General features: G+C 55.4%; 11 protein-coding genes. 3 read left to right on the top strand and 8 right to left on the bottom strand.

The features are described 5' to 3' along the window. The first annotated feature begins 279 nt into the window (after positions 1–279). A complete protein-coding gene (locus J4E00_RS22850) occupies positions 280–1,149 on the top strand; it encodes an aldo/keto reductase (RefSeq protein ID WP_208177598.1) in 870 nt (289 codons plus the stop codon). 76 nt (positions 1,150–1,225) lie between these two features. On the opposite strand, the gene J4E00_RS22845 is transcribed toward J4E00_RS22850, so the two are convergent. Both J4E00_RS22845 and J4E00_RS22840 read right to left on the bottom strand, forming a co-directional pair. Continuing rightward, entirely contained in the window at positions 1,226–1,963 is a 738-nt protein-coding gene (locus J4E00_RS22845) for an SDR family oxidoreductase (RefSeq protein WP_208177597.1), read from the bottom strand. Positions 1,964–2,046: 83 nt separating this feature from the next. Then, positions 2,047–2,937 (bottom strand): AraC family transcriptional regulator, encoded by an 891-nt coding sequence (locus J4E00_RS22840; RefSeq protein WP_208177596.1) that lies wholly within the window; start codon positions 2,935–2,937, stop codon positions 2,047–2,049. Between the two features lie 212 nt (positions 2,938–3,149). Here J4E00_RS22840 and J4E00_RS22835 point away from each other — a divergent pair, with 212 nt between their 5' ends. Then, the gene (locus J4E00_RS22835; RefSeq protein ID WP_208177595.1) at positions 3,150–4,070 is read left to right on the top strand and encodes a helix-turn-helix domain-containing protein; all 921 of its coding nucleotides are present in this window, start codon (positions 3,150–3,152) and stop codon (positions 4,068–4,070) included. A gap of 915 nt (positions 4,071–4,985) precedes the next feature. On the opposite strand, the gene J4E00_RS22830 is transcribed toward J4E00_RS22835, so the two are convergent. Continuing rightward, on the bottom strand, positions 4,986–5,459 hold the full coding sequence (locus J4E00_RS22830; protein WP_208177594.1) for a VOC family protein: 474 nt from the start codon (positions 5,457–5,459) through the stop codon (positions 4,986–4,988). Between J4E00_RS22830 and J4E00_RS22825 the strand changes: the two genes are divergently transcribed. Beyond that, positions 5,440–6,060 (top strand): TetR/AcrR family transcriptional regulator, encoded by a 621-nt coding sequence (locus tag J4E00_RS22825; protein ID WP_208177593.1) that lies wholly within the window; start codon positions 5,440–5,442, stop codon positions 6,058–6,060. The genes J4E00_RS22830 and J4E00_RS22825 overlap by 20 nt on opposite strands. A gap of 367 nt (positions 6,061–6,427) precedes the next feature. Here the strand turns inward: J4E00_RS22825 and J4E00_RS29645 are convergent, their stop codons facing one another. From J4E00_RS29645 to J4E00_RS22805, 5 genes are all read right to left on the bottom strand, one after another. Next, positions 6,428–6,559: a DUF6364 family protein gene (locus J4E00_RS29645; RefSeq protein WP_236050050.1), complete on the bottom strand. Its 132-nt coding sequence runs from the start codon at positions 6,557–6,559 to the stop codon at positions 6,428–6,430. A 126-nt stretch (positions 6,560–6,685) separates the two neighbouring features. Continuing rightward, a complete protein-coding gene (locus J4E00_RS22820) occupies positions 6,686–7,483 on the bottom strand; it encodes a toxin-antitoxin system YwqK family antitoxin (protein ID WP_208177592.1) in 798 nt (265 codons plus the stop codon). An 82-nt stretch (positions 7,484–7,565) separates the two neighbouring features. Next, positions 7,566–10,175: an ATP-dependent chaperone ClpB gene (clpB, locus tag J4E00_RS22815; protein WP_208177591.1), complete on the bottom strand. Its 2,610-nt coding sequence runs from the start codon at positions 10,173–10,175 to the stop codon at positions 7,566–7,568. A gap of 144 nt (positions 10,176–10,319) precedes the next feature. Continuing rightward, positions 10,320–11,552: an ATP-binding protein gene (locus J4E00_RS22810; RefSeq protein ID WP_208177590.1), complete on the bottom strand. Its 1,233-nt coding sequence runs from the start codon at positions 11,550–11,552 to the stop codon at positions 10,320–10,322. Positions 11,553–11,613: 61 nt separating this feature from the next. Then, positions 11,614–12,219: a hypothetical protein gene (locus J4E00_RS22805; RefSeq protein ID WP_208177589.1), complete on the bottom strand. Its 606-nt coding sequence runs from the start codon at positions 12,217–12,219 to the stop codon at positions 11,614–11,616. Positions 12,220–12,317: the final 98 nt, after the last annotated feature.

Here is a 12,317-nt window from a genome sequence, read left to right as displayed (position 1 = left end):
AAGCAGTTTGCGCTACCCCGACGAATACTCCGACCGAGCCCCGGAAGTATTCGTCGGGGTAGCGCAAACTGCTTTTCGGCTTGGTCTGACGGTGCAGCCATTCGACCGGGCCGAAAAGCTGACCGGTTCTACAATTTGTGCCACACAAACCGGAATTTGGATAGCTCGCCCGGTGGTTCCAGGTCAGAATTTTGCTCCTCACAAAGGGGCTGTGCCAAGGCCGCCGGCAAACGACTGGCCCGGGCAGGACAGCAGCTCACCACTTACCTCATCTCACTCATGGACAACCCATCAATAGCCGAAACCACTTTCTTATTAGGCGGCGACTTACCCATCAATCGGCTCGGCTTTGGCGCCATGCGCATCACGGCCCAGCCAGCCTGGGGGCAGCCCACCAATCGCCCGGCCATACTCGCGCTGCTGCGCCGGGCGGTAGAGCTCGGCGTCAATTTTATTGACACAGCCGATATGTACGGCCCTTTCATATCGGAAGAGCTAATTGCCGAAGCCCTGCATCCCTACGCGCCGGGGCTGGTCATCGGCACCAAGGGCGGGGCCGTAAGCTTCGGCCCGCCCCCCGATGGCGTGCTGCTCGACGGCACTCCCCAGCACCTGCACGATGCCCTGGCCGGCAGCCTGCGCCGCCTCAAGCGGGAGCGCATCGACCTCTACCAACTGCACCGAATCGACCCGCGTGTGCCCGCCGAGCGCACCTTCGCCTTTCTGGCCGAGGCCCAGCGGCAGGGCCTGGTGCGGCACCTAGGCTTGTCGGAAGTGAGCGTGGAGGAAATCAAGCTGGCCCAGCAGTTTTTCCCAGTGGCTTCGGTGCAGAACCGGTATAGCCTTTTCGACCGCGCCTCGGAGCCCGTGCTGGAATATTGCCGGGAGCAGGGCATTGCCTTTATCCCGTGGTTTCCCATCGGCGGGGGCCTGGTGCAGGACATGAGCACCGTGGAGCAGGTAGCGGCCCGGCACCAGGTTGCCGCGCGGCAGCTCGCGCTGAGCTGGCTGCTGCACCATGCGCCCAACATCGTCCCCATCCCCGGAACCGGCAGCATTGCCCACCTGGAAGAAAACATGCAGGTGGCGTCCCTGCGCCTCACCGCTCAGGACATGCAGGAATTGGATAAGCTAGGCCAGGTTTCGTAGATATATAACAAGCAAAAAAGGCCGTCCTGCTTCGACTATGCTCAGCAGGACGGCCTTTTTTAGCAAGCGCTACCTTCTACCAGGGGCTGATGCCCGTCTCCGGCGCATTGTCATCGCTAAAGAATCGGCTGGTGGGGCCATCTGGGCCAAGGGTGGCGGCTTTTACCAGACGTGCGGCAGCATCGGATACGCTGCCGGGGCCGCTGTGGTGGTTGAAATCGGTGGCGGTATAGCCCGGGTCCACCACGTTCACCTTGAAGGCGGTATCGCGCAGCTCGTACGCCAGCATGATGGTGTAGGCATTCAGGGCCGCTTTGGATGGCTGGTAGGCGGCCCCTTTCACTGGGTAGTACTTCCAGGAAGGGTCATTGTGCAGCGTGAGCGAACCCAGCCCTGAGGTCACGTTGACAATGCGGGGCTCCGGCGCCTGTTGCAGCAGGTCGATGAAGGCCTGCGTCACCTCAATCACGCCAAAGAGGTTAGTCTCAAACACCTCTTTAATCATGCCGATGCGACTGGTAAGGGCGGGCTGCGACGGTTCCCCGAGAATGCCCGCATTGTTGATGAGCACATCCAGCGCGGTGTTTTTCTGGCCCAGTGCCTGCCGGGCGGCGGCTATCGAGGCGCTATCGGTTACGTCAATCTGGATGGGTTCCACCTCGGAGAAACCTTCGGCTTTTAGTTGGTCGGCGGCCTGCTGGCCTTTTTGCAAATCGCGGCTCCCCAGGTATACGTGGTAGCCGTGCTGGAGCATTTGCCGGGCGGCTTCAAAGCCAATGCTTTTGTTTGCCCCGGTGATGAGTACTGTCTTCATTGTGGTGATGGTCAATTGGCTAATTGATTAACAACACAAAATTACCGGGGCCTATTGGCGTAGCTGGCACCCATTCCGCGGTATTACTGGTACATTTTGCGGATGGTGGCGCGGTACTCGGCCGGCGTTGTCCCGGTTTCGCGTTTGAAGAAGCGATTGAAGTAGGACGCATCCGAAAACCCAAGGTCGAAGGCGAGCTCCTTGAGCGAAAGCGCGCTATACAGCAGCAGGCGTTTGGCTTCAAGGACCAGCCGCTCGTGCAGGTGCTTAATGGCCGGACGGCCGCTCTGGGCTTTCACAACTTCGCTCAGGTGGCCCGCCGAAATGTGAAGGAGCGCCGCATACGCACCCACCTCGTGCAGCTCGCGGAAGCATTCCTCCACCTTGGCCTGATAGGTTTTCAGCAAGCGCTGGTCAGCCGACGGCTCGTCGCCCGTGAATTGCTCCATGTATAGCCGGCTGAGGTACGTGAGCAGCACCGTCAGGTAAGCGGTGAGCATGCGGTGCTGCCACTCGCCGGGGCGGTTGTATTCGGCTTCGATTTTGACCAGCATCTCCTCCACAAAGTCGCCGTCGGCCGCCGTGAGCAGCAGCTCGTGCCCGTTGTACGGGTTTTGGATGAGCGGGAGCTCCCGCAACGCCGCGTTCTGCTGCAAGGCCAGGAACTCGTTTGTAAACGTGAGGTAGGCTCCCCACAAAGGCGTGGCGGCCTCCTTTACCAGGATTTGGCTTGGCCTGGTGAAGTAAAGCGTGTTGTCTTTCCGCTCGTAAGGGGTCATATCTACCCAGTGGCGGCCGCGGTTGTGCTTCACAAAAACCAGCAGATAATAGGCCTTGCGGTGCGGTATCAGCAGGTTCTCTTCGTAGGGCAGCTCGCCTTCCGAGCGCACGATGGTGAACAAGTTGCTCCCGGTTACCTCGTCCCGCTCAAACGGATATACGGGTACCTGCTGCTGGGTGCTGAGCGTCTGCATTGTTTGAATTGCTAATTTGGCAACTGTTTGCGGCTGTCATGCGAAGCTTTCGAGTCGAAGGCTGGTGTAGCCCAAGATGACAGACACGGCGAATTATTCACAACTTCTTTTTGGCAGGTACAACCACAACGGCATTTCAGTGTTCACTTGAACAAGCTGCTTAATGTGCAGGACAACAAAGTACGAAAACGCCATTATTTGTTGATACACGCATGAAATCTACAACGAGCCGCTTCACCGTTCTGAACACGGTGGCCGACTTTACTACGCACTATGGCTTTGCCCCACCCAGTCATCCGCTTCTGACGGTGATTGACCTGGCGCAGTACCCGCCGCCCGCCTTTGCAGCCAAACCCGCCCTGCGCCACCTCTACCTCATCGTGCTGAAGCGGCACTTCGACGGGCAGCTCCCCTACGGGCAGCAGGTGTACGACTATCGGCAGGGCGTGCTGGGATTTTATGCGCCGGGGCAGCCCGTGCAGTTTTGCCCACCGGGCGGAGTGGCCGTGCCGGCGCAGCCACAGGGCTGGATGGTGGTGGTGCACCCCGATTTACTGGCCCGCCGTCCCGCCGGCTCGTTCCCGGGCAGCTACCCGTTTTTTGCGTACCGCGTGCAGCAGGCTCTGGCTTTGTCGCCCACCGAAGACCAACTCCTGACCTACGCTGTCACTGGCCTGCGGCAGGAAAGCGAGCAGCCCGCCGATGCCTTCAGCCAGCAGTTGCTGAGCACGCAGCTCGACGTGCTGCTACAGTACGCCAGCCGGGCCTACCACCGGCAGTTTCCTATGCAGCCCGCCAACGGCCCCGACCTGCTCAGCCGCTTCGAGGCCCTGCTTGCTACCTATCTGGACCACACTTCCGAGCAGCCCCTGCCCACCGTGCAGCACTTTGCCGAGGCGCTGCACGTATCGCCGGCCTACCTGGGCGATGTGCTCCGCACGCACACGGGCCAGAACGCGCAGCAGCACCTTCACTCCGCGCTGCTCGAAAAAGCCAAGCAGCTGCTTTTGGGCACCTCCCTGAGCATTCGCGAAACGGCGTTCTCTCTAGGCTTCGAAAACCCCTCGTATTTCAGCCGCCTGTTTAAGGACAAGACGGGCCTCACCCCCGCCGCATTCCGAGAGTCAGCCTAACAGAATGACTGACTTTGTCATTGCTTTCGGCCTCGCTCTGGAACTACTGGTTGGGGGCTGGTGGACGGCGCTCTTCGTCATCTTCCCCGTCCCAGATTGGGGTCCGCTCGGCGCGGTGGTAGCGAGAGTTGGTAACGCGAGCAATAATGGCGAAGGAAGCATGAGTCTGAACAGATTATCAGAAACCTAACTACTTATCTACCATGCTTATACGATGCTACGTAGAATGTGAATAAGGTGGCGGCCAGTCCTGCCAGCAGCAACATAACTCCTCCCATTACAGCGAGTGGACCACCTACCCCAATTAGGAGAAACAAGCCCGAGGCAAGCAATAGCAATGTGCCCCCTATGAAAATGGCGACAAACTTGACATTCTCGCTGATTGCCGGAGCACGCCGGGACTGGCTGGCTACGCCTGACGCTGGGTGTGCCAAGGTGCGCACGAGTATTTGGGGATGAAGACGAGAATTGCGAAGCACAACGGCCCGCCCAACTGGCAGCCGGATAGTGCGAGCCGGCCGTTGGCGAGGGTGTTTCGTTGCTAGCGCCTGGCTAATGAGAGTTGGTTGAGCTATTGCAGGCGGTTCGGTCGCTGCTGGCAACGGTACGCTACTTATCGGCATCGCAAGATGGGCAGGCTCCTGTTGCACTCCCTGGAAAGAATAGCTTGCTTGCTGGCAGGAAGCAACGGGCAACAAAAAAACAGCCGTTATAAACAGCAACCGGAGGCTAAACCCCATGGAATTCCGAAATCGAAAGGATAAGTGCGTAAGTAACACTCAAAAGCAATAGTGGGCCGCCATCGGGCAAATAGAAATGCCCGTGGCTTGGGCTGAAATGGGCAGCGCTGCTGACAGCCAAGGGCACACCAATCAGCGCCAAGAACCTCTGCCTGCCGGCTATGGGTGCACACTGCTAGTTTATTGGTGGACTGGGCAGAGGACAGCTTACCTCTGTGAGCAAGTAGCCAAAGGCATAAAAGTAAAAAACAAGGCTTCCATGTAATACGCGTGGCTTGGCCTCTATTGCTACACCGCCAGCATGCAGCTGTTCGTATTTGGCATGGACCTGCTCTGGAGTATCCGCGATAAATCCGATATGAAACCAGCGTGGGTAATTAGCCGGGTCGTCGGCAGTCAGGCGGGTGATAACCAACACAAAATCATGCGGGTCACGGAGAATGGTTAGCATGTTGTTCTTGTTTTGCTCACCGTGAAAATCGAAAAACGTTTCGAAAAATGCTTGGGCTTGGGGTACATCGGGTACAACTAGGTTTAGATGCTTAAGCTGCATGGCTGTAGTGGGGGATAGAAAGTTGGACGACTCACCGGCACCTTTGTCGGTGATTAATTGCACAAATGTATAAAAAATGAATGAACGTTCATTCATTGTTGATATGGCGAAAGAAAAAATTTCTGATAAAGGGGCGGCCATTCGGCGGGCGGCGCTCACCATGATAGTGGAGGAAGGGCTGCATGGGCTCAGCATGCAGCGCCTGGCAACCAAAGCCGGCGTGTCGGCCGGCACTATTTACCTGTATTTTGAAAACCGCTTGGACATGCTCCACCAGGTTTACCTGGAGGTGCGTCAGCACAGCGACAAGGCCATGCTGGAGGGGTTCAGTGCCACAATGGACTTTGCAGTGGGGCTGCGGCTGCTCTGGCATAATACATTTAGGTATTTTGTAGCCCACCCCATTGAATTCCGCTTCACCGAACAGTTCATTAACTCACCCCTAGTAGCAGCAGTTTTGGACCGGGAAGACCCTGCTGCCCGACAACAACGACGTGATTTTTATGCTCATGCCATCGAGAAAGGGCAAATAGCTGACCTGCCTGTAGAAGCATATTGGGCTATTGCTTTTGCTCCACTCTACCAACTTATCCGCTTCGCCCTGGAAGGGAGCCTACACCTGCCGGGCGACTTCCAACAGCTCGAGTCTAAGCTGGAAATCACGTTAGCTTGCGTTATAAAAGCCCTACAGAAGTAAGGCAACTGGTGTTCACAAGAAAAGCCCCGCCAGCACTGTGCTGACGGGGCTTTACCATTCAGAACCGCGCGGTTATTACACCGCCGGCATCTCCACGTTCTCGAACATTGCTTGCGCAAGGTGTAGAAAATGTGGCTGAAGCTCAAACTGGCCACATGCAGCGTGGCTCGGCCTTCGTAGGTGGCCTGAAACAAGGCGCCTGCAGCCGCGCCGTTGGGCTCGCGGCGGCCTAGGTAGTCGAACACGACGTTGGTATCCAGAAAGAGATGGCGCATCACGAAGCGGGCTCGTCGCGCTGGGTCTTGTAGTCAAAATCGGCCGGCAACGATAGGATACCATACAACTCCGCCACGGCCGGGGCCAATGGTTAGGCCACCTGTTTGGCCACCACTTGGCGCAGGTACTCCTCGACCAAAGCGGCCAAGCTGCGGCCCTGCTGCCGGGCGTATTGCTCGGCCTGCGGGGTTACTTCGTCGCTCAACTCAAGGGTAATGGACATGGCCGGAGAAGGTTAGATTAAAGTAAAGATAACGCGGCCCGCTCGCGGCTGGTTTGCGGCTCCGCCCCGCCGCCGTGGCTGCTGCGGCCGGGGTAGCGGGCGTTTCTGTTAGATGTGAAAGTAGATTCACAAGCGCCGCCCCGGCTCCGCGTGAACTTCTACGACCATTCTCCCTTCTTTATCCAGCCATTTCCACCATGCAATAAGGTTACTCTTAAAGAAAAGTTGGTATTTACCCAAAGGACTAACAAGCTCATATAAGCCATCACGGGACCCACCATCCTTTACCGTTATGCCATTTTGAGTAAGTGGCGTCGGACCTATCCATCCAGTTTTTTTATCTTCTCCCCAGTACGGGCCGCCACCGCCGTCACCTGCAACAAAGTATGACCTACTAACTACGTTTCCAGCCGCGTCAAGGCCTGTTATAATGTATAAATCACCTTCGTGATAATAAGCAATGAGGTGCAAATTGTGAGGCCCCTCCCAATCATATGACCGACCGTATCCATTAGCCTTACCTAAATGATATGGTGTCTCCTCCCACAAGATGCCATTCGTATAACGTTTCTGTATTCCCTCTAGCTTCCCATTTACAAGCACCGTTTCACTCTCAATAGTATCGTTTACAAAATATCTATAAATACCATCGGGTATTTTTTCCTTAAATCTGTATCCCACAGCATACACGTGGCCCATGTCTTCACTCCAGCTTTTCTTTACAAATAATGTATCAGCTTCATTTTCTAAGCGCAAGCTTTTTAACCGTGCTTCACTGTTGGAAGCGTGATTATCTCTGATTCTTATGGTGTGCGCGGGCAGCACTGTTTCAGACTTTGACGGCTGTGCACAAACTACTACCGCCATAGAATCAAGCCCAGCAAGCACTATTAATCTTAAGCATTTATTTAAAATACGTTTCATAGTAGTAAGATAAACTGCAAATGACAGAAAGCCCCGCCAGCACGACGCCGGCGGGGCTTTCCCATTCAAGACTCCTCAACAATTACACTGCTGGCATCTCCACGTTCTCGAACTTCACCGCGCCGTCTTCCAGCACCGCTTCTACCACGGCATCTTTCGACACGCGGCCGGAGAGGATATCTTTCGACAGCTCGTTGAGAATAATGCGCTGGAGCACGCGCTTGAGCGGGCGGGCGCCAAACTGCGGGTCGAAGCCCTGCTCGCCGAGGAAGTCGAGCACCTCGTCGGTGGCTTCGAGGCTGATGCCGGCTTCGGCCAGGCGCTGCTGAATCTGGCGGAACTGGATGTCGACGATGCGGCGGATTTCCTTGCGCTTGAGCGGCTGGAACATCACGATTTCGTCGATGCGGTTCAGGAACTCGGGGCGCATGTGCTGCTTGAGGCGCTCGACGACTTCTTCGCGGGTGCGGTCCACCACTTCGTCGTGGTTGTACTCGTTCAGCTCCTTGAAGTTCTTTTGGATGATGTCGGCACCCGTGTTGGAGGTCATGATGATGATGGTGTTCTTGAAGTTCGCCACCCGGCCTTTGTTGTCGGTGAGGCGGCCATCGTCGAGCACTTGCAGCAGGATGTTGAACACGTCGGGGTGGGCCTTCTCGATTTCGTCGAGCAGAATCACCGAGTAGGGCTTGCGGCGCACGGCCTCGGTGAGCTGGCCGCCCTCGTCGTAGCCCACGTAGCCGGGAGGCGCGCCTATCAGGCGCGAGGTGGCGTGGCGCTCCTGGTACTCGCTCATGTCGATGCGCACCATGGCGTTTTCGTCGTTGAACAGGTACTCGGCCAGGGCCTTGGCCAGCTCGGTTTTACCCACGCCGGTGGTGCCTAGGAAGATGAACGAACCTATCGGCCGCTTGGGGTCTTGCAGGCCGGCGCGGGAGCGGCGCACGGCGTCGGAGATGGCCGCGATGGCTTCGCTCTGGCCGGCTACGCGCTTGCCCAGCTCGGCTTCGAGGTTGAGCAGCTTCTCGCGGTCGGACTGCAGCATTTTGCTCACCGGGATGCCCGTCCACTTGGCCACCACTTCGGCGATGTCCTCGGAGGTGACGACTTCCTGCAGCATCGAGCCGCCGTCTTTGTTGGCGTTGGCCTGGTCCTGGAGCTGCTTCAGCTTCTGCTCGGCTTCCTGGATTTTGCCGTAGCGCAACTCGGCCACGCGGCCGTAATCGCCCTGGCGCTCGGCCTGCTCGGCTTCCAGCTTGAAGCGTTCTATTGCTTCTTTCTGCTCCTGGATGCCGGTGAGCACGCCTTTCTCGCTTTCCCAGCGGGCTTTGAGGCTGTCGCGCTTTTCGCCCAGCTCGGCCAGCTCCTTGCTGAGCACGGTTTCGCGGTCCTTGTTGTCTTCGCGGCGGATGGCCTCGCGCTCAATTTCGAGCTGCATGATGCGGCGCTGCACCTCGTCGAGCTCCACGGGCATGGAGTTCAGCTCGATGCGGAGCTTGGCGGCGGCTTCGTCCATGAGGTCGATGGCCTTGTCGGGCAGGAACCGGTCGGTGATGTAGCGCGAGCTCAGTTCGACGGCCGCAATCACGGCGTCGTCGGTGATGCGCACGCCGTGGTGCAGCTCGTACTTCTCCTTGATGCCGCGCATGATGCTGATGGCGTCTTCCTGCGAGGGCTCGTCCACCATCACGGCCTGGAAGCGGCGCTCCAGGGCCTTGTCTTTCTCGATGTACTTCTGGTATTCCTTGAGCGTGGTGGCGCCGATGGCGTGCAGCTCGCCGCGCGCCAGGGCGGGCTTGAGCAGGTTGGCGGCGTCCATGGCGCCCTCGCCCCCGCCGCCAGCCCCGATGAGGGTGTGCATCTCGTCAATGAAGAGCACAATCTGGCCGTCGGAGTCGGTCACTTCTTTGATGACGGCCTTGAGGCGCTCCTCAAACTCGCCCTTGTACTTGGCGCCGGCCACGAGCAGGCCCATGTCGAGGCTCATGATGGTTTTGTCGCGCAGGTTTTCGGGCACGTCGCCGGCCACGATGCGCTGGGCCAGGCCCTCCACGATGGCGGTTTTGCCCACGCCGGGCTCGCCGAGCAGCACAGGGTTGTTTTTGGTGCGGCGCGAGAGGATTTGCAGCACGCGGCGGATTTCCTCGTCGCGGCCAATCACGGGGTCCATCTTGCCGCTGCGCACCTGCTCGTTGAGGTTGCGGGCGTAGCGGTTCAGGCTCTGGTACTGGTCTTCGGCGCTCTGGCTCGTGACCTTGCGGCCCCCGCGCAGCTCCTGGATGGCGGCTTTGGCGTCCTTCTCGTTGAAGCCGGTGTCTTTCAGCAGGGTGGCCACGGCGTCGCGGCCGCCGAGCAGGCCCAGCAGCAGGTGTTCCACGGACACAAATTCGTCGCCCATGTCCTTCATGGCGGCGTTGGCGCGCTGCACGGCGGCGGCGGCCTCGTTGGCGAAGTAGGGCGAGCCGCCGCTCACTTTCGGGTAGGCGGCCACGATGGCGTCGAGGCGCGGGGTGAGGATGTTGAGGTTGGCCCCGAGCTTGTTGGCCAGAAACGAGAAGACGTTCTCGTCGCTCTGGAAGAGGCCCTTCAGCAGGTGACCCGTCTCGACGGCCTGCTGCTGGTTGCCCCCGGCGATTTCAGTGGCCTTTTGCACGGCCTCCTGCGCCTTGATGGTGAAGTTTTTAAAGTCCATGTTGCGTAGTCTCTTTAGGTAGGTGCTTCGGGTTAGGAAGTTTGTACGAGGGGACTAGCAAAGGGGGTGCAAGAGTGCTTTTTCGGACTTTTTGGCGGAGCGTGAATACTCTTTGCAGTTTAAAATATGACAAAATTTCTTCAACTAGTCTTCTTGCTCGAACACTTTATTAGCTTCGATTTTTTTATCGTATACCTTCAATCGAATGAATGCTCGCATTATAGGATTTATGAATTTATAACGCAGATTAAAACCCTGCCCTATTTTTTCAAGTATGGGCCCTTTTTCATCTTTACATAAAGCATCTAGGTAATACCGGAATTCGCCAGTAGTCATTTCAGATTTTGTCTTTTTCTTGCCTTTAAAATGAGACAAAGAGCTGCTGTTAGTAAAGCAGTCGTATTCGTCTAAATTGGCTAACGAACAAGCCGCCAGCACCTCCTCAAAATGTGATGGACCTCTAGAATTAATAATTGCCCGCTGATAAGAATTACGCAATGACTGTGATGTCGTTTGTATCGCTTTTTTTACCGCGTAAGTAAAGTGCATCCTCAACGATATAGTGTTAGAATCATTTATCACCGCATAATAAGCTGCTGATTTACACAAGGCATGGGTATAATGAGGGAATCCCGAGGAATATTCAATAATCTTTTCTCTAACAGAATCGATTATCTCTAACTCAAGCCTACGCAAACCATTATCAATAATTTGCTTCAATTCTTCTTCAGACATACGTGGCATTTGAATTTGAATCAAACATCTTTCTAAAGAAGGATGCTCACCCAATAATTGGGCAACACTATCAGCTATTCCAACTACGAGTACTGTTACATTCGGTACATTATCTGACAAAGATTTGATAGTGTCTGCCATCTTGGTTTTGATAGTATCATTACTGATGCTATCAAACTCATCGAAAATAATAAGCAAACGAGTCGAGAGATTCTCAAAAACCTGTAGAATATCTACAGAACCAATCTCATCCTTTTCTGGCAAGAATAAATCTAATTGCACCGATTCGTGCCTCACCTCCGCGTTGAATCCAATTCCCTTGCGGCTGGTATAGAACCTAATTTTTTTCAGCGCCTCCTGCCAGATAGATTTAAAATCTTCTGTCCTGTTACAAGTTACTTTGGTAGCTACTACCTCTGGGAAAGCAGTCATTGCCATATTAGCTAATGATGTTTTTCCTACCCCTCTGTCGCCATAAAGCACTGCATGTGCACCTCGTTGGGTAATCGCACCATACAAATCATTTAGCTGACCTATACGACCGAAAAACAAATCTCTCTTTTCGATGGGAGCAGTAGGGCTGAATACTTCATCGAGTTTAGCTAATTTATCTTCTCTAGTCATCATTTTAGTCTTAGCCATAATATTTTACTTTAAACTTCTATTGACTGCATTCCAAGTTAAGCGACAGAGAATTGGCTTTCTATCCTATACGAGCAACGTTGATAGGACGCCAAGTCACATTTGTCGAGAAGTCAGGGTATAAGGCATGGAACATAGCCTGTGCGTTTTCAAGCAGAGCTGGCTCTTTAGCCAATGCCTCTTTATTGAGAAGCAAATAAGCATTCTTTTCTGGACTGTGCTGGTGGTCCCACCGCTCAGGAGGGAAAAAGTCACTGGCTAACTGCGAGTAGATGCGGAAGCGCTGCGCATTCGTTGGGTCTTTCTCTGCTTCGGCTGGCTTCGGAGTACCAATAAAACCGCCGGACGCCAATGGGTCGCGCTTTATAATGTGCAGCATTACAGCTAGGCAAGTATTCAGAATCCGAATAGCTTCAGCCGGCCCATCGTTGGTTTGATATGCATACTTCGGTTCAGGGTCGCGCTCGAATCGATGCACTTTTAGGTAGAACTTCAGCACGTAAATGTGGTGCTGGTATTTTTCTGCCTGAATGATATAATGACGTCCTTTCTTAGTCTGAAACGGGCAGATATATCGCTCAAGCAAAAAGCCGCCCGGGGAATAGGGCGGCTTTTCGGTTATGAAGCGGAACGGGTAAGCATTACCCGGAAAATCGCGTGGAATCAAAACAGATACGGATAGGCTTTGCGACGCTTGGCTTCCAACTCTTTCGGCTGTACAGGACGAAAAGCACCTGTTTGGTTTACACATCTGTTTGAAGGTGT

Origin of the sequence: Hymenobacter negativus, assembly GCF_017571495.1 — a bacterium.
Lineage (GTDB): Bacteria > Bacteroidota > Bacteroidia > Cytophagales > Hymenobacteraceae > Hymenobacter > Hymenobacter negativus.
Note: the sequence above shows the minus strand (reverse complement) of the source record. Positions and strands in the feature narration are given on the sequence as shown.